The following is a 20,808-nucleotide window of genomic DNA, read 5'->3' as shown; positions in this document are numbered from 1 at the left end:
CGCCGGAAAGCGCGCACTGATAATCAATTGTCGCTGTGAAGTCCAAGGCCGATCGGCGGACAGGAAGGCCAGAGACTGTTTACTTTGATCCCCGGAATGGCCGTGCGGTAGCGAGCTTGGCATGAAGGGACAAGAGCAAACTGTCCCCTGATGCTACTCCGCCGGTTCGGCGTCGAGATAGGCAGCTTCCTGGAGCTCGCGCTTCAGGCGGGCTTCTTCATGCACTTTCGGCGTGATGAAGCGGCCCAGCAGCAGGTAGGCGACGGGGGTCAGGAACAGCGTCGAGACGGTGGCGAGGCCGAGGCCGCCGACGATGACCCAGCCCAGCGCGACGCGGGCCTCCGCGCCGGCGCCGCTGGCCAGAACCAGAGGCACGCCGCCGAGCACGGTGCAGATCATGGTCATCATCACCGGGCGAAGCCGGATGTTCGACGCCTGCTCGATTGCTTCGCGCACGCCAACGCCACGGTCGCGCAACTGATTAGCGAATTCGACGATCAAAATGCCGTTCTTGGCCATGACGCCGACCAGCAGCACGAGGCCGATCTGGCTGTAGGCGTTGAGGCTGGTTCCGGTGAGGATCAGCGCGAAGATGGCGCAGGCGAGGCCAAGCGGCACGGTCGCCATGATGATGATGGCGCTGATGAAACTCTCGAACTGCGCGGCAAGCACCAGCAGGATGATGACCAGCGCGAAGCCGAAGATGGTGACCATGCCGCTGTTGGTTTCGCCGAGCGTCGCGGCCTCGGCCAGCGGCACTATGCGGCTGCCGGCCGGCATCAAGGGCGCCGCGATCTGCTCGGCCGCCCGCAGCGCGTCGCCCAGCGCGAAATCCTCGCGCAGGTTTGCGGTGATGGCGACGGAGGGCTGCTGCTGCTCGCGGGTCAGCGACGGCGGAACGGCGCGCTCGGTCAGCGTCGCGATGGTGGAGACCGGTACGTAGCGGCCGTCGCCCGTCTTCAGATAGATGTTTTCCAGGTCGGTCGGGTCGTTGATCGGATTGGTGGTCGAGACCAGCTTCACGCCATAGGCGCGGTCGCCGATATAGACGTCGCCGATGTCGTTGCCGTCCAGCATGGCCTGCTGCGTGGCGGCGAGGCCGGTAATGTCGATGCCGAGGTCGGAAGCGCGCTCGCGGTTGATGACGACGGAGAGTTGCGGCTGGGTCGGGTCGACCGAGAGGCGGGCCTGCTGGAAGCGCGGATCCTGCTGCATCTTGTCGATGATCTGGACAGCGGCCTCGCTGAGCGCCTTGCGGTCGTTGCCGACCAGCGCGAATTGCAAGCCGTTGCCGGCGCCGCGGATGCCGAGGCTGTTGGGTTGGACCGGGAAGATGCGCACGCTCGGCACCTGGCGGGCGAGGCGCGATATGTCGGCCATGATCTCCTGCTGGCTGCGGGTGCGCTGGTCCCAGGGCGCCAGCGTCATCACCATGAAACCGGAGTTGTAGGCGCCGTTCTGGCCGGCATTCTCGAAGGTGCTGACGATCTCGCCGGAATCGCGCAGCGGCTGGATCAGTTCCTCGATGCGCCGCATCTGCTGGGTGGTGTAGTCGAGGCTGACGCCTTGCGGCGCGTTGACGCGCAGCAGCACGGCCGAGCGATCCTCGGTTGGCGTCAGTTCCTGGCGGATCGTGCCGAACATCGAGAAGGCGGTGCCGGCAAACAGCACGGCGACGAGCACGACGATCAGCGGCGCGTCGAGGCAGATGTGCAGGCAGCGGCGGTAGAGGCGGCCGAGCCAGCCGCCGATCCTGCCGCCAATGCCGGCCTTCGAGCCCTCATGGTGCAGCGCGTGGGCGGTCAGCATGCGCGAGGCCAGCATCGGGCAGAGCGTGAGGGCAACCACGCAGGAGAGCAGCACCGACATGGCCAGCACGAAGCCGAACTCGCGGAACAGCCCGCCGGTCTGGCCGGGCAGGAACGAGATCGGCACGAACACGGCGACCAGCGTCGCCGTGGTGGCGATGACGGCGAAGAACACTTCCTGCGTGCCGATCACGGCGGCGGCGCGCGGGCCCATGCCCTCGTTGCGGCGGCGCACGATGTTTTCCAGCACCACGATGGCGTCGTCGACGACGAGGCCGGTGGCGAGCACCAGCGCCAGCAGGGTCAAAATGTTGATGGAGAAACCGGCGAGGTAGATCGCGGCGATTGTGCCGATCATGGCGACCGGCATCGACAGCGCCGGGATCAGCGTGGCGCGCCAGTCGAGCAGGAAGACGTAGATGACGATCAGCACGATGCTGACCGACAGGCCGAGCGCGATCTCCACCTCGTGCACCGCGCCCTCGACGAAGACGGCGTCGTCGCTGGTGATCTTGATCGCCATGCCTTCCGGCAGGCCCTTCTGGATCTCGGCGACGGCGGCCTTGACGCCCTCGGAAATGTCGAGCGTGTTGGATTCCGCCTGGCGCACGATGCCGATGCCGATGCCGGTCTTGCCGTCGGAGCGCAGCGTCGACTGGCCGGTGTCGGGGCCGAGCGTGACAGTCGCCACGTCGCGGACATGGGTGTCGCCGCCAATGACGATCGCCTCGAATTCTTCCGGCGTGGTGACGTCGGCGGTGGTGCGGACGATCAGGTCCTGATTGTTGGTGGTGATCGAGCCGGCCGGGCTGTCGAAGGCGACCGAGGCCAGGGCGCGCCGCAGGTCGGCGACGGTATAACCCTGGCTGGCAAGCTTCGACTGGTCGACGTCGATGCGAAAGATCTTGTCGCGGTCGCCATAGACCTGCACGTCGGCGACGCCGGGGACGGCGGCCAGCGTGTCCTCGATCTGGTCCTGCACCAGCACCGTCATGTCCTGGATCGACATGGTCGCGGAGGTGACCGCGAGCCGCATGACGGCATCGGAATTGGCGTCGGCCTTGACGATGCGCGGCGGGTCGGCCTCGTCCGGCATGGCGTTGGCGACGCGGCCGACGGCGTCGCGCACGTCGGAGGCCGCGACGTTCAAATCGACGCCGTCGTTGAACTCGATGGTGACGCGGCTGCGTCCGAACGACGAGGTGGACGAGATCGACTTGACGCCGGAGACGCGGGCGACGGCGCCTTCGATCGTGTCGGTCAGCTCGCGGTCGACGGTCTCGGCCGCGGCGCCCTCGAAATCGGTGGTGACGGTGATGACGGCGCGGTCGACGTCCGGCAGTTCGCGAATCTCGACGCCGTAGAAGGCGGCGAGGCCGGCCACGGCGATCAGCACATTCAGCACGAAGGCCATGACCGGCCTGCGGATGAACAGAGCGGTAAAGCTCTCGTCGGCCTTGTTGCTGTCGACGTCGGTCATGCCGTGCTGTGCCTCAGGATCCGTTGGCGTCGGCGGCGCGCGGAAGATCTTTTTCGCCGGCGATGCGGACCTCGCTGCCCTGGCGCACGCTCTGGACGCCTTCGGTGACCACCATGTCGCCGCTGGCGATCGGCGCGTCGACCAGCACCGTCTCGGTGTTACGCTGGATGATGCGGACCGGCATGCGATCGACCTTGCCGTCCTTGACCATCCAGACGAAGGCGCCGTCGGTGCCCCACATCACGGCCAGCGGGCTGACGGCCGGATAGGTCTCGCCGGGGAACTTCATGGCGACCTGGAAGGACATGCCGGCGCGCAGCGAATCGGACGGATTGGCGATGCGCGCCTGCACCCACAAGGTGCGGCTTTTCTCGTCGATGCGGTTGTCGACGGCAGAGACATTGCCCTGGTAGCTGTTCTTGGGATTGGCGAGCGGCGTCGCCGAAATCTCGGCGCCGACCTCGACGGCGGCGGCGAAACGTTCCGGCACCCAGAAATCGACGAGGATCGACGAACGGTCGTCGACCGTGGCGACGGATGACTGGCTGGTGACGTAGTTGCCGGCCTCGATCGGCAAAATGCCGACGACACCGGAGATCGGCGAGATCACCGAGCGGCGGTCGAGCGCCAGTTGCGCGTCATGGACGGCAAGGTCGCCATTGCGAAGCGCCAGTTGCGCCTCGGTGAGCTGAACGGTGGTGGCGGCGTTCGACTTGCGCAGCGCCTCCATGCGGGTGACCTTGGCGGCGGCGTCGTCGCGGGCGATTTTCGCGCGGTCCAGGGCGATCTCCTCGGTCTCGGAATCGAGCGTCGCAATCACCTGGCCCTTGTCGATGTGGGCGCCGGACTGGACCAGGAAGCCGGTGAGGCGTCCGGCGGTATAGGGCGTGACGGTGACGGTCGCGTTGGCTCGACCGGTGCCGATCGCTTGCAGGCGGTCGTTGATGGTGGCGCTGCTGACGGGCTCGACGACGACCGAGAGGCGCTGGGCGCGATTGCCGCCTTCCGGCTGGCGGACGGCGCCGGTGGTTTCAGGCTTGGGCGTCGCGGCAACCGCCCATTCTATGCCCCAGGAGGCCAGCAGCCGGTCCGATCCCGGAAAAAATTTCACCCAAGCCCCGGCAGCGGCAACAAGAACCACCAGCGAAAGAGCAAGTTGTTTCCAGACGGACATTCGTAATCCCGGACCCGAGCAACATGACACGGGACGACAAAATCATACACCGTCGTCATGCAAATGCGAAATCAACCAATCGACAGCACGCAAGTGCCGCCGATTTGAGGCTGTGTGCCAGATCGTGGCGGCGAATTCTCATTAAATTTGTGTAAGGTTCGCCGCGACATGCCGCCATTTATGCTGCGGCGCACCCTGAAATCTGTTGCAGTGCAATGACTTGAATTCAGCCGGCAGGCCTATCGCAAACTTTCCATTTCGCGGATGCGCCGCGCGCTGTCGGCTTCGAGGGAGCGGGTCAGGCCGCCGATCAGGGTTTCGGCGACCACCATCAGCGCCGCGGACGAATCCCATGGCGAGGGCACGCCGGTGCGGCCAGGCACGACATGCCTGGCGAAACGCGAGATCGGCGACAGCCACTGGTCGGTGAACAGCACGATCTGCACGCCGCGCTGATGCGCCTTCTCGGCGAAGCGCAGCAGGCTGTCCTGGTAGCGGCGGATGTCGAAGACCAGCAGCACGTCGCGCTTGTCCATGTCGATGAGGCGGTCGCGCCAGTTGCTCTCCTGGCCGGCGAGGTGGAACACGTTGGGGCGGATGATGGCGAGATGCGCCGCCATGTAGCGGGCGATCGGATCGGTAAAGCGCCCGCCGACCATATACGCGCCGGCACGGCGGTTGGAGAGCAGGGCGACGATGTCGTCGAGCTGCCGCGCCGATATGTGCCGGAACGTCTCGCGGATGTTGTCGAGCGTCGCTTCGACCATCGGCGAGGCGCCGCCGGCTTCCGGGCGTGGTGGCCCGCCGGCGCGGGTGGCGGGCGACTGCAACTGCTCGGCGAGTTCGTCCTGGAGGGCTGCCTGGAACTCCGGATAGTTCTGGAAACCGAGGCGCGAGACGAAACGCAGGATCGTCGGCGAACTCACGCCTGCCGCATTGGAAAAGTCGGCGACCGTCTTGAGCCCGATCAGCGGATAGCTGCCGATCAGCGTCTGCGCGGCGCGCCTTTCGCTGGTCGGCATGTCTCCGATCCTGTCGGCAATCAACTCGGCGACGCTCGTTCGCATGGCCTTCACCCCCAATTCACACCGTCCGGAAGACAGGCCGCTCTGGCTCGCCAAATCCCGTTTGACAAAGTCCCCCGATCCGTATGAAATCATCCATAGGAGCGAAATGAAATAGACAAAGTAATTTTCGATACACCGCTCCCGGGGACCGGCGGACGAATGGGAAAGGCACGTGAAGCACACGCCGCGTCGAACGATGCGGTGGAGATTTTCAACGGCGGAGGCCGTGGACGGATCGTGCTCGCCTGCGATCACGCGTCGAATTTCGTGCCGGCCGAATACGGTACGCTCGGGCTCGATGCGGAGGAATTCCAGCGGCACATCGCCTGGGATCCGGGCGCGTTGCCGGTGGCGATGCGCATGGCCGAACTGCTCGACGCGCCGCTGGTCTTTTCAAAAATCTCGCGGCTGGTGATCGACTGCAACCGGCCCATCGATGCGCCGGACCTCATTCCTGAAATGAGCGAAACGACCGTGGTGCCCGGCAATCGCGGCCTTGACGCGCAGGAACGCGCGCGGCGCATCGCGCTGGCGCACCAGCCGTTCCATACTGCGATTGACGAACTGCTTGCCCGGCGCGGCCGAAGCGGGCTGGAAAGCTGGCTGGTCACCGTGCATTCGTTCACGCCGGTCTACAGGGGCGTGGCGCGGCCCTGGCAGATCGGCATCATCCACGACGAGGACGAGACGATCGCCGGCCCGTTCATCGGCGGGCTGCGCACAGTTTCCGGCCTGACGGTCGGCGTCAACGAACCCTATTCGCCGGCCGACCGCGTCTACTACACGCTGGAACGCCACGCGAGAGCGCGGGGTATTCCCTGCGCCATGATCGAAATCCGCAACGACGAGATCGAAGGAGAAATTCAGCAGCGGAAATGGGCGGAAATGCTGGGGGGCATTCTTTCCCACCTCAGGCCGGAGGACCGGACCCTCCGACCGCAGCGGAACGGTCGGCCGGTCCAGGCGGCAAACTGATAAAAAAAAGGGGAACAAAGTTATGAGCGGTACAACAAAGCATGAAGCGGGAGGGGTCGCCTATGAAAAGCGCGACAAATCCTATTTCGAGAGCCGTGAACTCGTGCGCCACGCCAATGTCTGGCATCTGTGGGCGCTGGGCGTAGGCGCCGTCATCTCCGGCCATTTCTCGGGATGGAATTTCGGTTTCGCCACCGGCGGCTGGGGCGGCATGCTGGTTGCGGGCATGATCATCGCCGTCATGTATCTCGGCCTGGTGTTCTGCATCGCCGAGATGAGCCCGGCCCTGCCGCACACTGGTGCTGCCTATTCCTTCGCCCGCACCGCGATGGGTCCATGGGGCGGCTTCATCACCGGCCTTTGCGAGAACGTCGAATATGTGGTGACACCGGCCGTGATCGCCTTCTTCATCGGCTCCTATGTCGGCGGCATCGTCGGCGGCGACATACCGCCCTACATCTGGTGGATCGTCACCTACATCGCATTTCTCTGCCTGAACGTCTTCGGGGTGGCGCTGTCGTTCCGCGTCACGCTGATCGTCACCCTGGCCTCGCTGGCGGTGCTGGTGGTGTTCTGGATCAGCGCCATCCCCAACATGGACTTTTCGCGCTGGGCCCTGAACATCGGCGCGGATCCGGCAACGGGTGCGGCGGTGGAACTGCCTGAAGGCAACGGCTCCTATTTCCCCTTCGGCTTCTCCGGCGTGCTCGCCACCCTGCCCTTCGCGGTCTGGCTGTTCCTCGCCATCGAGCAACTGCCGCTGGCGGCGGAAGAATCCGTCGATCCCAAGCGCGACATGCCGCGCGGCATCATCGCCGGCATGCTGACGCTGATGGTCTCGGCCTTCATGATCGTGCTGCTTAACCCGTCGGTGATCGGCGTCGGCGCCTTCAAGCTCGGCTCATCGGGCGAGCCTCTGCTCGACGGTTTCCGCGCCATCTACGGCGATGCCGGCGCCGTGCTGCTGGGCCTTATCGCCCTGGTCGGCCTGATCGCCTCGTTCCACACCATCGTCTTCGCAATGGGCCGGCAGGTCTATTCGCTGGCGCGCGCCGGCTATTTCCCGAATGCGCTGTCGGTGACCCACCCGACCTACAAGACCCCTCATGTCGCGATGCTCGCCGGCGCGATCCTCGGCCTGGCGATCATGATGATCATGTGGTTCTCGCTGGGCGGTGAGGCGGCAGGGTCGCTGATCGGCTCCGTGCTGCTCAACATGGCGGTGTTCGGCGCCATGTGCTCCTATATCGCCCAGGCGGTATCGTTCATCCTGCTCAGGAAGAACCAGCCGCATATCGCGCGTCCCTACCGCAGCCCGCTCGGTATTCCCGGCGCGGTGCTGACCATCATCATCGGCGTCGTGACCCTGCTCTACCAGGTGCAGGATCCGAACTTCTCCAAGGGTGTGATCTGGGTCATCCTTTGGTTCGCGATCGGCATCGTGTATTTCGCGCTGATCGGCCGGCATAAGCTGATCCTGTCGCCGGAAGAGGAATTCGCGCTGGAGCACAAGGGCTAGGGCGGCGAAACCAACACAGCATGGCCCGGCACGGACGCCGGGCCATGGACATTCGATCTGTAAATGGAGCTGGGAGTAATAAATGGCCGGAAATCTTACTTTCGATCAGTTGAAGAAGGCAGTGGCGGACGGCGAGATCGACACGGTTCTCGCGGCGGCCGTCGACATGCAGGGCCGGCTGATCGGCAAGCGATTCCTCGCCAAATATTTCGTTGAATCCGCCTATGACGAGACCCACGGCTGCAACTACCTGCTGGCCAACGACATCGATATGGAGCCGGTGCCGGGCTACAAGGCGGCAAGCTGGTCGAAGGGCTATGGCGACTTCGTCATGAAACCCGACCTTGCCACGCTGCGGAAGATTCCGTGGCTGGAGAAGACGGCGCTGGTCCTCAACGATCTCAAGGACCACCACACGCATGAAGACCTGCCGCACTCGCCGCGCGCCATCCTGCGCAAGCAGGTCAAGCGGCTGCAGGATCGCGGCTATCTCGCCTATTTCGCCTCCGAACTCGAATTCTATTTGTTTTCGGAAACCTACGACTCGGCTCGTGCAAAACATTGGCAGAACCTCGACACGGCCTCGCCCTATATCGGCGACTACCTGATCGGCATCACCACCAAGGAAGAAGGGGTGATGCGCCGGCTCAGGAACGACTTGGAGGCCGCCGGCATCCCGATTGAGAACTCCAAGGGCGAGTGGGGGCCGGGGCAGGAGGAGATCAACGTCCGCTACGCCGAAGTGCTGGAGATGGCAGACCGGCACGTCATCCTGAAGAACGGCGCCAAGGAGATCGCCAGCCAGATGGGCAAGTCGATCTCGTTCATGGCGAAGTACAATTATGGGCTGGCCGGCAATTCCAGCCACATCCACAATTCGCTGTGGAGCGCCGACGGTAAAACGCCGCTGTTCTTCGACAAGAAGGGTGCCTACGGGCTGACGGAACTCGGCCACCAGTGGTCGGCCGGACAGCTCAAATATGCCAAGGAATTCACCTGGTTCCTGGCGCCCTACATCAACTCCTACAAGCGCTTCCAGTCCGGCACCTTCGCGCCGACCAAGATCATGTGGAGCGAGGACAACCGCACCGCCGGATTCCGGCTCTGCGGCGAGGGGACCAAGGGCATCCGCATGGAATGCCGCATCGGCGGCGCCGATTTGAACCCGTATCTCGCCTTCGCGGCGCTGATCGCGGCGGGTCTTGCCGGCATCGACGAGAAGCTTGAACTGCAAAAGCCGTTCGTTGGCGACGCCTACCAGGCCTCGCGGCTGCCCGAGATCCCGAAGACGCTGCGCGATGCCACCGAGACCATGGCGAAGTCGAAGATGCTGAAAGAGGCCTTCGGCGAGGACGTGATCGAGCATTACGTCCACACCGCCCGCTGGGAGCAGTTCGAATACGACCGGCGGATCACGGACTGGGAGCTGCACCGGGGGTTTGAGCGGTATTGAAGCTGCAGTCTGTATTGTTGCCAACAAAATAAAGCTGTAATGTTGGCTGCTTTACGGAGGCGAAAGATGGGCAAGTATTCACCGTTGCGCACATTTCTGGAAACGCAGGGCGAGGACCGGATAGCAATGTCGTTCGATGAGATCGAGCGACTGCTCGGCGAAACGTTGCCGGCCTCGAAGAAATATCCGGCGTGGTGGAGCAACAACCCCAGCAACAACCCAATGACAAGGGAATGGCTGGCGGCGGGTTTCGAGACCGGGGACGTTGACGTGGCGGGCGAGACGGTCACGTTCCGCCGCGCGGAACCCGCGATTGGCATTGACGGCTTTGCAGAGAACCCACAAACGGAATATTCCGAGACGATGGTCAAGCACCCGCTGTGGGGGCGTCTCAAGGGTGTGATCAAGATACCGCCCGGGGTCGATCTCACGGAGCCGACGTTCCCGGATTGGGATGAATATCTGGACCGAAAATACGGGAAGGACGCCAGCGGGGATGAGTAGAAATATTCTTCTCGACACCTGCGCGGCGATGTGGATCGCGGATGGCGCCCGGCTGGAGCCGGAAGCTGTTCAAGCGTTGAATGAGAGCGCTGCGCAACGACTGCCCGTCATGATCTCGCCAATCACCGCCTTAGAGGTTGGGCGCCTTGTCTCGCGAGGACGCTATCCAACCACCATGACGGTGAAGGGCTGGTTCGACAGCCTCGTCGTGCCGCCTTACTCCGCGCTTATCGAATTGACATCCAACGTTCTCATCGATTCCTCGTTCATGCCCGGAACGCCACCGAACGACCCGGCCGACCGGATCATCATCGCGACCGCCCGGGAACATGGATATCGGATCATGACGCGAGACCGCAAAATCCTCGACTATGCCGAGCAGGGCCATGTGCAGGCCATAGCCTGCTAAGAATACCATTGGAGACGCCAATCTTGGAAACCATCAAACTCAAATCCCCCATCGACGGCTCGATCTATGCGGAGCGGCCGATCGCCACCGATACCCAGGTAAGCGCCGTTGTCGAGCGGGCGCGGGCCGCGCAGGTGGGGTGGGCGCAGGTCCCGATCGCCGAGCGTTGCACCTACATGCTCAAGATGCTGGAAGCGCTGGTCGCCATGACCGACGAGATCGTGCCCGAGCTTGGCTGGCAGATGGGCCGCCCGACCCGCTATGGCGGCGAGTTCGGCGGGGTCAAGGAACGTGTCGGCTACATGGTCGAGATCGCCGAGAAGGCGTTGGCGCCGGTGATGGCGTCGAACCCCAAGGAGGGCTTTCGCCGCTATGTGAAGAAGGACCCGCTTGGCGTCGTGATGGTCATCGCGCCGTGGAACTATCCGTATCTGACGGCGGTCAACACTATTGTCCCGGCGCTGATCGCCGGCTCGACCGTCATCCTGAAGCATGCCGCGCAGACGCTGCTGGTCGGCGAGCGGTTCGCGCAAGCTTTCGAAGCGGCAGGTCTGCCCAAAAATGTGTTCCAGAATGTCGTGCTGAACCATGCGCAGACGGAAAGACTGCTCGGGTCCGGCAAGATCGACCACGTCAATTTCACCGGTTCGGTGGCCGGCGGGCGGGCCATTGAGAAGGCGGCGGCGGGAACCTTCATGACGCTCGGGCTGGAACTGGGCGGCAAGGACCCGGCCTATGTGCTGCCCGACGCGAAACTCGACCACGCGGTGGCGAACCTGGTCGACGGCGCCTTCTACAATTCCGGGCAGTGCTGCTGCGGCATCGAGCGCGTCTATGTGCACGAAAAGGTCTATGACGAATTCGTCGAAGGCTATATCGCCGAGACGAAGAACTATGTGGTCGGCAATCCGCTCGACGCTTCGACCACGCTTGGCCCGATGGCGCAGGCGCGCTTCGCCGATCTGATCCGCGAGCAGAAGGCGGAAGCGCTGCGCAAGGGTGCTGTCGCGCATATCAACATGAACGTCGACAAGGACGTCGCGGGCTCACCGTACCTGGCGCCCGAAGTGCTGACCAATGTCGACCATCAGATGTCGGTCATGCGCGAGGAAAGCTTTGGGCCGATCGTCGGCATCATGAAGGTGCGCAACGACGAGGAAGCAATCGCGCTGATGAACGATAGCCCCTATGGCCTGACCGCCTCGATCTGGACCCGCGACACCGACCACGCCGCGGCGATCGGCGACCGCGTCGAGACCGGCACGGTGTTCATGAACCGCTGCGACTATCTCGACCCGGCGCTGGTGTGGACCGGCGTCAAGGACACCGGCAAGGGTGCGGCACTGTCGGCCATTGGGTATGACAATCTGACAAGGCCGAAGAGTTTCCACCTGCGCGAGGTTGTGTGAACCACAATCGCACCAGCGAGGCGCGGCCCGCCGTCGCTCCTGATTGGACCGAAGACGGGCCGGTCGGGGTGCGAGGGTGGCTGTTCGTGCTGCTACTCTATCTGGCCATCTGGCCGATTGCCGGTTTCATCGATCTGCTCGACGACTGGAATATAATAGTTTCTGTTCTTCAGTCGGAACCATCGTATTGGTTGAATTTGATCGTCGTCGCCCATGTGCTTATTTTCTTGATATTCTTGCCTATTTTTCTTCTATATCTTGCGATAAAAAGATGGTCCATCTTCAGGGTAGCTCTTATTGTTTTCTTGATTCTCAGAGTTATTTCTGCATTATCCGGAGTTTTCGTTCGGGAAATGATATGGGCCATACCGGGTAGCATTTCATACGTTTTTTTGTTGATTGATATGAATTCGGAGCTGGTTTGGTCCGTTTTTAGCGCCGTGATCTGGCTCCCTTACGCGATTTTTTCCAAGCGAATTCGAAATACATTCATTAGCGAAAAACAACTCAAGGCAAAACTCACCAGGACGTTCGCATGACCAACCTCGTCTCCAAATGGAACTACCCCACCACCGTCCGCTTCGGCGCGGGGCGCATCTCTGAACTGCCCGAAGCGCTGGCTGCGACCGGCATCAAAAACCCGCTGTTCGTCACCGATCCGGGGCTGGCGAAGCTGCCGGTGGTAGCGAACACGCTGAAAATCCTCGACGATGCGAAGGTGCCCTACGCGGTGTTTTCGGACGTCAAGCCGAACCCGGTCGAGGCCAACCTCACTGCCGGCATCGCCGCCTTCAAGGCGGGCAAGCATGACGGCGTCATCGCCTTCGGCGGCGGCTCGGGCCTCGACCTCGGCAAGCTGATCGCCTTCCAGGCCGGGCAGACGCGGCCCGTCTGGGATTTCGAGGACATCGGCGACTGGTGGACGCGCGCAAATTCGGATGCGATTGCGCCGATCGTCGCCGTGCCGACCACCGCCGGCACCGGCTCGGAAGTCGGCCGCGCCGCCGTGCTCACCGACGAGGCCACCCACACCAAGAAGATCATCTTCCATCCGAAACTGCTGCCGGCGATCGTCATCGCCGACCCGGAACTGACCACCGGCATGCCGGCCTTCATCACGGTGGGAACCGGCATGGACGCGCTGGCACATTGCCTGGAGGCCTATTCGGCGCCCGGCTATCACCCGATGGCCGACGGCATCGCTCTGGAGGGCATCCGCCTCGTGCTGGAAAACCTGCCGAAGGCCTATGCCGACGGCAATGATCTGACGGCGCGGGCGCATATGATGGCGGCGGCGGCGATGGGCGCGACCGCCTTCCAGAAGGGGCTTGGCGCGATCCATTCGCTGTCGCACCCGATCGGCGCGCTCTACGACACGCATCACGGTATGACCAACGGCGTGTTCATGCCTTACGTACTGGCCTTCAACCGGCCGGCAATCGAGGAGCGGATAGCGCGTCTGGCCGCCTATCTCGGCATCGAGGGCGGGTTCGACGGGTTCGCCAAGGCGATCCTCAAGCTGCGCGCCGACCTCAAGGTGCCGCACACGCTGCCGGACCTGATCAAGGGCCTCGACATGGATGCCGAGCGCAAGGACTTCATCGCGGTGTCCGCTGTGGCCGATCCGAGCACGGGGACGAACCCGGTGCCGCTGACCAAGGAGGCGGCGCTCGCCATTCTGGAGGCTTCCGTCGCCGGCAAGGTTTGAAAGCCAGCCTGGAAATGGAGGGGAGCCGACGGGATCGTCTTTTCGGCCAGGCCCGGTCCATTTCCAGAGCAACGCCCGCGCGAAACTCCCGCCGGCCACGTGGACCGGCGGTAAGGATAATAAAGGGAGGACTTTGATTAGCCGGGAAAACATGATGGCAACGATTGCTACGGCAATCCAAAAGTAGTTAACTTTTTTGCGCCTCGGGGGGTTGGACAGTCGGGTTTCATCCGACTGTCATACGACAAGAATAACCGCAACGGGGGCGTCGAACGGCGTCAACTCAACGGAGATAACAAATGTTCAGGTTCACGGGAAAGATCCTTTCCCTTACGGCCGCGTCGCTGATGGTGACGACGGCGATCGTGTCGGCGCAGGATTTGGCCGCGCTGGAAGCCGCCGCGAAGGCCGAAGGCCAGCTCACCACCATCGCGCTGCCGCATGACTGGTGCGGCTACGGCGCTGTCATCGACGGCTTCAAGAAGAAGTATCCGGAGATCACCGTCAACGAACTCAACCCCGACGCCGGCTCGGGCGACGAGATCGAGGCAATCAAGGCCAACAAGGACAACAAGGGTCCGCAGGCTCCGGACGTCATCGACGTCGGCCTCTCCTTCGGTCCGTCCGCCAAGGCCGACGGCCTGATACAGCCGTACAAGGTCGCCACTTGGGACTCGATCCCGGACAGCGCCAAGGATGCCGAAGGTTTTTGGTACGGCGACTACTACGGCGTGCTTTCCTTCGAGGTGAACAAGGACATCATCAAGGAGTCCCCGGCCGACTGGGCCGACCTGCTGAAGCCGGAATTCGCCAATTCCGTGGCGCTGGCGGGTGACCCGCGCGCCTCCAACCAGGCCATCCAGGGCGTCTATGCCGCCGGCCTGTCGAAGGGCGCCGCTGCTGGCGAAGCCGCCGGCACCGCCGGCCTCGAGTTTTTCAAGGAACTCAACGCCAAGGGCAATTTCGTGCCGGTGGTCGGCAAGGCCGCCACGCTCGCCCAGGGCCAGACCCCGATCCTGATCACCTGGGACTACAACGCGCTCGCCGGCCGCGACACGCTGAACGGCAACCCGCCGGTCGACGTCATCGTGCCGAAGACCGGCGTCGTCGCCGGCGTCTACGTGCAGGCGATCAGCGCCTACGCACCGCACCCGAACGCCGCGAAGCTGTGGATGGAGTATCTCTATTCGGACGAAGGTCAGCTCGGCTGGCTCGCCGGCTACTGCCACCCGATCCGCTTCAACGATCTCGCCAAGAACGGCAAGATCCCGCAGGCGCTGCTCGACAAGCTGCCGCCGGCTGCTTCCTACGAGGCTGCGGTTTTCCCGACCCTCGATGAGCAGAAGGCTTCCAAGGAAGCGATCAGCAAGAACTGGGACGCTGTCGTCGGCGCCAACGTCCAATAAGGTATAAATCTTGCCGGGCGGTCGCAAGGCCGCCCGGCGTTCCCTCGAAGACGGCGGCCGGCGCATGACCGATCTCTCGCTTTCAAATCAGGCAATGTCCGCCAAGCCGGCCCCTCCAAGTGAGGCGACGGCTTTCCGCTTGCCGACGCAATGGATCGGCGTCGCGCCCTTCTTTGTGTTTGCCATCATGTTCCTGATCCTGCCCACGCTCTATCTTGTGTTGGGCGCCTTCCAGGGCAAGGAAGGCGAGTTTACGCTGGCAAACATCCTGCAATTGTTCACCGATCCTTCGATCAGTGACGCCTATTGGAAGTCGATCAAGATCAGTTTCTGGTCGGCCGTGCTCGGAGCATTTGGTGGGCTCGCGATAGCCTTGGCAATTGTGCGCGGCGGGCTGCCGGGGTGGGTTCGCTCCGCGACACTCACCTTTTCGGGCGTTGCCTCGAATTTCGCCGGCTTGCCGCTCGCCTTCGCGTTCATAGCGACCCTGGGCCGTGTCGGCATCGTAACGGTGCTCCTGCGTGATCTTCTTGATATCAACATCTATGCGATGGGATTCAATTTCCTCACGACGTCGGGGCTGATCGCGGTCTATCTGTTCTTCCAGATTCCGCTGATGGTGGTCATCATCGTACCGGCAATCGACGGCATCAAGAAGGAATGGGGCGAGGCCGCTGCCACGCTGGGCGCTACCCAGTGGCAATACTGGCGCAACGTCGTGATCCCCGTATTGTGGCCGAGCTTCCTCGGTACGGTCATCCTGTTGTTCGCCAATTCCTTCGGGGCCATTGCGACAGCTTATGCATTCGCCGGGCCGGTGCTTAACATTGTCCCAATCAAGCTCTATTCCCAGATCAACGGCGATGTGCTGCACAACCCGCAACTCGGCTATGCCATCGCTTTCGGCATGATCGTCATCACCGGCCTCGCCAATGTGTTCTACATCTGGTTCCGGACCCGCAGCGAACGGTGGCTGAAATGAAGACCGGAAAATTCTGGGCCTGGCTCACCTTCGGCGTGGGGGCCGCTTATTTCTTCATTCCGCTGATCGCGACGCTGGAATTCTCGCTGCGCATGCGACGCGGCGTCTATTCCTTCGACGCCTATCAGGTCGTATTCGGTGATCCCCGCTTCCAGCAATCCTTCACCTTTTCGGTGGTAGCGGCGATTTTCACCATCCTGCTCGGCATCCTGATCGTCGTGCCGGCCGCCTATTGGATCAGGCTGCGCCTGCCGCATCTGAGGCCGATCGTCGAGTTCATCACGCTGTTACCGCTGGTCATCCCGGCCATCGTCATCGTCTTCGGCTATATACGCATGTACGGGTCGAACTCGCCGCTGCCGTTCCTTGCCAGCACCAGCGGTACAAATGTACTGCTGGTGATCGGCTACGCGACGCTGGCGCTGCCCTATATGTACCGCGCTGTCGACACGGGCTTGCGCACCATCGACGTGCGCACGCTGACCGAAGCGGCGCAGATACTGGGCGCCGGCTGGGCCACCATCATCGGACGGGTCATCCTGCCCAACGTGCTTATCGCGGTGCTGTCCGGCGCCTTCCTGACCTTCGCCATCGTGATTGGCGAATTCACCATGGCCAGCCTGCTCAACCGCCCGGCCTTCGGGCCCTATCTGCAGAACATCGGCGCCAACCGGGCGTATGAACCGGCAGCCCTCGCCATCATCGCCTTCGCCATCACCTGGGGCTGCATGTCGCTGATCCAGTTGCTGTCGCGCTATGCGCCGAAATCCTCGAACCAAACCCGCTGACCTGAAAGTCCAATTTCATGGCCGACCCCTTTCTCAGCATCCAGCACGTCCAAAAGTCCTTCGGTCCGACCACCGTCGTACAGGACTTCAATCTCGATGCGGCGCCCGGCGAGTTCGTCTCATTCCTCGGGCCGTCGGGCTGCGGCAAGACAACTGTGCTGCGCATGGTCGCCGGCTTCGAGGAACCGACCTCGGGCAAGATCGTCGTCGGCGGCAAGGACGTCACAAGGCTGAAGCCCAACCAGCGCAATGTCGGCATGGTGTTCCAGGCCTATGCGCTGTTCCCGAACCTGACCGTCGCGCAGAACGTTGCTTTCGGCCTGAAGGTCGCCGGCATGCCGAAGGCCGATTCCGACAAGCGCGTTGCCGAGATGCTGGGTATCATCAGGCTGCCGATCGACCAGTTCGGCGACCGCTACCCCTACCAGCTTTCCGGCGGCCAGCAGCAGCGCGTGGCGCTGGCCCGCGCGCTGGCGCCGAAGCCGAAGCTGCTCCTGCTCGACGAACCGCTGTCTGCGCTCGACGCCAAGGTGCGCGTGTCGCTGCGCGAGGAGATCCGCTCGATCCAGCAGAAGCTCGGCATCACCACCATCTTCGTCACCCACGACCAGGAAGAAGCGCTGTCGATCTCTGACCGCATCGCCGTCATGTATGGCGGCAAGGCGGAGCAGGTCGGCACGCCGTTCGAGATCTACAACCGGCCGGCGACGAAATTCGTCGCCAATTTCGTCGGCACGCTGAATGTGCTGGAAGGCGTCGTCAGCGACGCCGCGGCGGGCACGGTGCGGGTCAGCACGCAGGAAGTGTCGCTGAAGGGCAAGCTGAACGGCTCGCGCAATGGCGACCAGTTGTCGTTGGCGCTGCGGCCGGAAGCGATCGCGCTCGGACCGAAGGCCGGCCATGACGCCAATTTGCAGGGCCAGATCGCCGAGGTGCATTTCCTCGGCTCGGTGATCCGCGTGCGGGTCGGCGTCGGCAGCAGCGTCGTGTCGCTGGATACGTTCAACAATCCGAGCACGCCGCCGCCCGCGGTGGGCGAGAAGACGGCGATCAGCTTTTCGTCGAACGATATGCTCGTCCTGCACTGAGGTTTTATGCCCGTAGCGTGAAGGCGGCTCGCGCGGGTCCGACGCCGGCATCCCGCCGCTTGCGCCGTGACCCGGGCTGTGCACACTGCCCCCATGGAACAGCGCGACGTCGAGAAAATTGCGGCCTGGGTTGCGGCGAAAGGGCTTGAGGGCGAGACCGAGATCGCGCTGCTGCACGGCTTCTGCGAAAAATGCCGGGAAACCGGTCTGGCGATCGGCCGCGCCATCGTCATCATCGACACGCTGCATCCGATCTACGAAGGACGGGGTTTCCGCTGGCGCGAGGACGACGCCGAGGAGGACCCCCTGCTCGAATTCAAGCGCAACAGCGACGACACCCTGTCGGCAAGTTGGACGAACAGCCCTTTTCACCATCTTTTGCAGAAAGGCGGCGGCGAGTTGCGCTGCCGCTTGCATGCCGGCGAGACCGGCGGTTTCGAGGCGGTCGAGGAAATCCGCGCCGAAGGGCAGACCGACTACTACGCCGCCGTGCACATGTTCGCGCCGGACGCCGTGCTCGGCGAAATGGACAATCTCGGCTCGCGCTGGACCACGGCGCGCCCGGGCGGTTTCAGCGACAGCGAGATCGATGCGTTGCGCTTCCTGACGCCGCTGCTGGGCCTGGCGATCAAGTCGGCGTCGCTGGCGCGCGTGCCGGTGGCGGTGGTCGAGACCTATCTGGGACGCGACGCCGGACGGCGGGTGCTGCAGGGCCGGATGAGCCGCGGCGTCGCCGAGACGGTGAACGCCGTGCTGTGGTTCTCGGACATGCGTGGCTATACGACATTGTCGGAGACCATCGCTTCCGACCAGCTTATCCCGCTGCTCAACGACTATGCCGAGGCGGTCATCTCGTCCGTGCATGGCGCCGGCGGCGACGTGCTGAAGCTGATGGGCGACGGCACGCTGGCGATCTTCACCGATTCCGATCCGTCCGCCGCCTGTCTTGCCGCGATGCAGGCCGAAGCCGACCTCGGGCTGCGGCTCGGCGATCTCAATCTGCGCCGCGCCGCCGCCGGCGAACCGGTGAGCACGATCTATCTCGGCCTGCACATCGGCGACGTGTTCTACGGCAATATCGGCAGCCCCGACCGGCTGGACTTCACCGTCGTCGGGCAAGCGGTGAACGAGGTGAGCCGCATCGCCTCCATGTGCCGCTCGGCGGACCGCAACGTCCTGTTCTCAACGGCTTTCCGCGAGGCGCTGCCAAATGACGAGCGAGGCAAGCTGGTCTGCGTCGGCCGCTATGCGCTTCGCGGCGTCGGGCGCGCACAGGAACTGTTCACGCTCGATCCGGAACTGGTGGCGGGGCGGCGGGACGCGGGCTGAAACTCGCAACGCTTATGGTCCGGCCGCCTGACTGCGGGGATGCCGATGGCGGGCGGATGCGTCAGCTCTCGTCGTCGAATTCATTCTCCCAGTCCACGCCGCCGTAGAACACGCGCAAAATCACCACGCGTTCAGGCTCCACGATGAACGCGACGGTCACCCGGCGCTCGAAGCCAACGACACGAAGCCCCGGCCGCAGATCGTTACGGGGAGTGCCGCGCTCTGAGCCGTAGTCAAGGCGTTCGCAGAATGCCCGGATGCGTTGTACATAGCCGAAAGCGCTCGTTGCACCGCCAGCTTTGGCAACGATGCCATAAACCCATGCAAAGTCCTGATTGGCGCGCAGCGAATAGTCTACAATCCTTCGCTTCACGCTTCCCCCTTTAGCCGGGCATTGTGGAGCCGGCGCATATTTTCAAGTAACTGTTCTCCCGAAATTACCCTCTCTGGATGGGCCTTGATTTCGTCATAGGTCGGCACGACTTCCTCGCGCAGCCAGCGCTCCACGGCGGCATCGCGCTCCTGCAGCGCGCGGAGACCGGCGCGGATCACTTCGCTGCTGGTTGCGTAGGTGCCCGACTCGACCAGCCGGTCGATGAAAGCGGCCTGCTCGGCGGGCAGGCTGAAGGTGCGTTTTTCGGTGGCGGACATGGTTTCTCCTGCGAAGATCTGGGTGTGAAATTATCATACCTCGACCGAAATGGCATCGGGAATTCCGCCCGTGGCCCGGAATATGCGCTTCGGTGCGACGACAACCAAGCAGCGGCGGGCGGCAGCGCTACAAACGGGTCCTGAGCACTGATCGGCTGGGATCAATCTTGGAAACGCGCCCAGAAACTTTCCGCTTGACTTGTCACCTGTCCTCATACAATTTTGGTAAATCGGTCTGACCAATTTACCGGAGAGGAGCCGGGGCCGGACCGCGGAGGACACGGCTTCCATGCCGATCGAGACAATCGTGCCGCGCCGGCTTTATCGGCAGGTCGCCGAGCAACTGCGCCAGCTTTTCGACAGCGGCGAGTTCGCGGTCGGTGACCGTCTCCCGCCGGAGCGCGAATTGGCCGAGCGCATGGGCATCTCGCGCCCGACCATCCGCGAGGCACTGATCGCGCTGGAAGTCGAGGGCCGCGTGCGCATTCGTGTCGGATCGGGCATCTACGTCACCGAGCCGTCGCGGCTTCCCGCCAATCCGACCACCGACGAGGGGCCGTTCGAGCTTCTCAGGGCGCGCGAATTCGTCGAGGGTGCGGTGGCGGAGGAAGCGGCGCGGTTGGCGACCGCGGCCGACATTGCGGCGATGGACGACATTTTGCAGCGCATGGAAGGCAAGGCGCATCCCAACCACGCCACCCTGACGCTCGATCGCGCGTTCCACACGACCGTTGCCTCGACCCTCGGCAACGCGGTTCTGGTGAGGGTCATCGGCGACCTGTTCGACCAGCGCATGAACCCGTATTTCGAGCGGCTTTCGAGTTATTTCGAGGATCCGACCACCTGGAACGCCGCGCTGGAGGAACACCGGCTGGTGCGCGACGCGATCGCCGCCGGCGATCCGAAGCAGGCCAAGCAGGCGATGCAGGAGCATCTGCACAAGTCGCAGGAGCGGTTCTCGATCAGTTTCCGGGAGATGTCGGCGGGTGGGCCGGCAGGGGAGAAAGAGGCGGCAACCGGCCACGCCCATTGACCGGCCGGCAATTCAGGTAATCAAC

General features: G+C 63.4%; 19 protein-coding genes. 14 read left to right on the top strand and 5 right to left on the bottom strand.

Translation table 11 applies throughout. From position 1 onward, the window contains the following. Positions 1 to 153: 153 nt before the first annotated feature. The 3 genes from ACSBOB_RS06095 to ACSBOB_RS06085 form a co-directional block, all read right to left on the bottom strand. Positions 154 to 3,288, bottom strand: a complete 3,135-nt coding sequence (locus ACSBOB_RS06095; RefSeq protein ID WP_442581561.1) for an efflux RND transporter permease subunit — start codon at positions 3,286 to 3,288, stop codon at positions 154 to 156. Between the two features lie 13 nt (positions 3,289 to 3,301). Further along, positions 3,302 to 4,462 (bottom strand): efflux RND transporter periplasmic adaptor subunit, encoded by a 1,161-nt coding sequence (locus ACSBOB_RS06090; RefSeq protein WP_442581560.1) that lies wholly within the window; start codon positions 4,460 to 4,462, stop codon positions 3,302 to 3,304. 239 nt (positions 4,463 to 4,701) lie between these two features. Next, positions 4,702 to 5,529 carry a MurR/RpiR family transcriptional regulator gene (locus ACSBOB_RS06085; protein WP_442581559.1) on the bottom strand — a complete coding sequence of 276 codons (828 nt, stop codon included), beginning with the start codon at positions 5,527 to 5,529 and terminating at the stop codon, positions 4,702 to 4,704. Between the two features lie 159 nt (positions 5,530 to 5,688). Between ACSBOB_RS06085 and ACSBOB_RS06080 the strand changes: the two genes are divergently transcribed. The 13 genes from ACSBOB_RS06080 (at position 5,689) to ACSBOB_RS06020 (ending at position 19,099) form a co-directional block, all read left to right on the top strand. Further along, a complete protein-coding gene (locus ACSBOB_RS06080) occupies positions 5,689 to 6,504 on the top strand; it encodes an N-formylglutamate amidohydrolase (RefSeq protein WP_442581558.1) in 816 nt (271 codons plus the stop codon). Between the two features lie 22 nt (positions 6,505 to 6,526). Continuing rightward, on the top strand, positions 6,527 to 8,023 hold the full coding sequence (locus tag ACSBOB_RS06075; RefSeq protein WP_442581557.1) for an amino acid permease: 1,497 nt from the start codon (positions 6,527 to 6,529) through the stop codon (positions 8,021 to 8,023). 82 nt (positions 8,024 to 8,105) lie between these two features. Beyond that, positions 8,106 to 9,476, top strand: a complete 1,371-nt coding sequence (locus tag ACSBOB_RS06070; RefSeq protein ID WP_442581556.1) for a glutamine synthetase family protein — start codon at positions 8,106 to 8,108, stop codon at positions 9,474 to 9,476. Positions 9,477 to 9,542: 66 nt separating this feature from the next. Further along, entirely contained in the window at positions 9,543 to 9,980 is a 438-nt protein-coding gene (locus ACSBOB_RS06065; RefSeq protein WP_442581555.1) for a DUF7662 domain-containing protein, read from the top strand. Continuing rightward, on the top strand, positions 9,931 to 10,389 hold the full coding sequence (locus ACSBOB_RS06060; RefSeq protein ID WP_442581554.1) for a type II toxin-antitoxin system VapC family toxin: 459 nt from the start codon (positions 9,931 to 9,933) through the stop codon (positions 10,387 to 10,389). The genes ACSBOB_RS06065 and ACSBOB_RS06060 overlap by 50 nt, the downstream gene beginning before the upstream one ends. A 20-nt stretch (positions 10,390 to 10,409) precedes the next feature. Continuing rightward, entirely contained in the window at positions 10,410 to 11,798 is a 1,389-nt protein-coding gene (locus ACSBOB_RS06055; RefSeq protein WP_442583654.1) for an aldehyde dehydrogenase family protein, read from the top strand. After that, positions 11,795 to 12,337 (top strand): DUF2569 family protein, encoded by a 543-nt coding sequence (locus ACSBOB_RS06050; RefSeq protein ID WP_442581553.1) that lies wholly within the window; start codon positions 11,795 to 11,797, stop codon positions 12,335 to 12,337. Before ACSBOB_RS06055 ends, ACSBOB_RS06050 begins: the two co-directional genes overlap by 4 nt. After that, positions 12,334 to 13,506: an iron-containing alcohol dehydrogenase gene (locus tag ACSBOB_RS06045; protein ID WP_442581552.1), complete on the top strand. Its 1,173-nt coding sequence runs from the start codon at positions 12,334 to 12,336 to the stop codon at positions 13,504 to 13,506. The genes ACSBOB_RS06050 and ACSBOB_RS06045 overlap by 4 nt, the downstream gene beginning before the upstream one ends. A gap of 299 nt (positions 13,507 to 13,805) precedes the next feature. Further along, positions 13,806 to 14,912 carry an ABC transporter substrate-binding protein gene (locus ACSBOB_RS06040; protein WP_442581551.1) on the top strand — a complete coding sequence of 369 codons (1,107 nt, stop codon included), beginning with the start codon at positions 13,806 to 13,808 and terminating at the stop codon, positions 14,910 to 14,912. Between the two features lie 94 nt (positions 14,913 to 15,006). Further along, positions 15,007 to 15,894, top strand: coding sequence for an ABC transporter permease (locus ACSBOB_RS06035; protein ID WP_442583653.1), 888 nt, complete (start codon positions 15,007 to 15,009; stop codon positions 15,892 to 15,894). Further along, complete coding sequence (locus ACSBOB_RS06030) at positions 15,891 to 16,682, top strand: ABC transporter permease (protein WP_442581550.1); 792 nt, start codon at positions 15,891 to 15,893, stop codon at positions 16,680 to 16,682. The genes ACSBOB_RS06035 and ACSBOB_RS06030 overlap by 4 nt, the downstream gene beginning before the upstream one ends. Positions 16,683 to 16,699: 17 nt before the next feature. After that, positions 16,700 to 17,770 (top strand): ABC transporter ATP-binding protein, encoded by a 1,071-nt coding sequence (locus ACSBOB_RS06025; protein WP_442581549.1) that lies wholly within the window; start codon positions 16,700 to 16,702, stop codon positions 17,768 to 17,770. A gap of 93 nt (positions 17,771 to 17,863) precedes the next feature. Next, a complete protein-coding gene (locus tag ACSBOB_RS06020; protein WP_442581548.1) occupies positions 17,864 to 19,099 on the top strand; it encodes an adenylate/guanylate cyclase domain-containing protein in 1,236 nt (411 codons plus the stop codon). Between the two features lie 61 nt (positions 19,100 to 19,160). Here ACSBOB_RS06020 and ACSBOB_RS06015 read toward each other — a convergent pair whose 3' ends face one another. Continuing rightward, positions 19,161 to 19,472 (bottom strand): type II toxin-antitoxin system RelE/ParE family toxin, encoded by a 312-nt coding sequence (locus tag ACSBOB_RS06015; RefSeq protein ID WP_442581547.1) that lies wholly within the window; start codon positions 19,470 to 19,472, stop codon positions 19,161 to 19,163. Then, entirely contained in the window at positions 19,469 to 19,750 is a 282-nt protein-coding gene (locus ACSBOB_RS06010) for a type II toxin-antitoxin system ParD family antitoxin (RefSeq protein ID WP_442581546.1), read from the bottom strand. The genes ACSBOB_RS06015 and ACSBOB_RS06010 overlap by 4 nt, the downstream gene beginning before the upstream one ends. Positions 19,751 to 20,039: 289 nt before the next feature. On the opposite strand from ACSBOB_RS06010, the gene ACSBOB_RS06005 reads away from it, so the two are divergent. Then, positions 20,040 to 20,783 (top strand): FadR/GntR family transcriptional regulator, encoded by a 744-nt coding sequence (locus ACSBOB_RS06005; protein WP_442581545.1) that lies wholly within the window; start codon positions 20,040 to 20,042, stop codon positions 20,781 to 20,783. Positions 20,784 to 20,808: the final 25 nt, after the last annotated feature.

It is taken from the genome of Mesorhizobium sp. KACC 23794 (genome assembly GCF_052180275.1).
Classification (GTDB): Bacteria; Pseudomonadota; Alphaproteobacteria; order Rhizobiales; family Rhizobiaceae; genus Kumtagia.
This window is presented reverse-complemented; position numbering and strand designations above follow the sequence as displayed.

Coding starts and splice junctions, on each gene's coding strand:
- ACSBOB_RS06095 (WP_442581561.1), bottom strand. CDS start 3,288: ATGACCGACGTCGACAGCAACAAGGCCGACGAGAGCTTTACCGCTCTG.
- ACSBOB_RS06090 (WP_442581560.1), bottom strand. CDS start 4,462: ATGTCCGTCTGGAAACAACTTGCTCTTTCGCTGGTGGTTCTTGTTGCC.
- ACSBOB_RS06085 (WP_442581559.1), bottom strand. CDS start 5,529: ATGCGAACGAGCGTCGCCGAGTTGATTGCCGACAGGATCGGAGACATG.
- ACSBOB_RS06080 (WP_442581558.1), top strand. CDS start 5,689: ATGGGAAAGGCACGTGAAGCACACGCCGCGTCGAACGATGCGGTGGAG.
- ACSBOB_RS06075 (WP_442581557.1), top strand. CDS start 6,527: ATGAGCGGTACAACAAAGCATGAAGCGGGAGGGGTCGCCTATGAAAAG.
- ACSBOB_RS06070 (WP_442581556.1), top strand. CDS start 8,106: ATGGCCGGAAATCTTACTTTCGATCAGTTGAAGAAGGCAGTGGCGGAC.
- ACSBOB_RS06065 (WP_442581555.1), top strand. CDS start 9,543: ATGGGCAAGTATTCACCGTTGCGCACATTTCTGGAAACGCAGGGCGAG.
- ACSBOB_RS06060 (WP_442581554.1), top strand. CDS start 9,931: ATGAATATCTGGACCGAAAATACGGGAAGGACGCCAGCGGGGATGAGT.
- ACSBOB_RS06045 (WP_442581552.1), top strand. CDS start 12,334: ATGACCAACCTCGTCTCCAAATGGAACTACCCCACCACCGTCCGCTTC.
- ACSBOB_RS06040 (WP_442581551.1), top strand. CDS start 13,806: ATGTTCAGGTTCACGGGAAAGATCCTTTCCCTTACGGCCGCGTCGCTG.
- ACSBOB_RS06035 (WP_442583653.1), top strand. CDS start 15,007: ATGTCCGCCAAGCCGGCCCCTCCAAGTGAGGCGACGGCTTTCCGCTTG.
- ACSBOB_RS06030 (WP_442581550.1), top strand. CDS start 15,891: ATGAAGACCGGAAAATTCTGGGCCTGGCTCACCTTCGGCGTGGGGGCC.
- ACSBOB_RS06025 (WP_442581549.1), top strand. CDS start 16,700: ATGGCCGACCCCTTTCTCAGCATCCAGCACGTCCAAAAGTCCTTCGGT.
- ACSBOB_RS06020 (WP_442581548.1), top strand. CDS start 17,864: ATGGAACAGCGCGACGTCGAGAAAATTGCGGCCTGGGTTGCGGCGAAA.
- ACSBOB_RS06010 (WP_442581546.1), bottom strand. CDS start 19,750: ATGTCCGCCACCGAAAAACGCACCTTCAGCCTGCCCGCCGAGCAGGCC.
- ACSBOB_RS06005 (WP_442581545.1), top strand. CDS start 20,040: ATGCCGATCGAGACAATCGTGCCGCGCCGGCTTTATCGGCAGGTCGCC.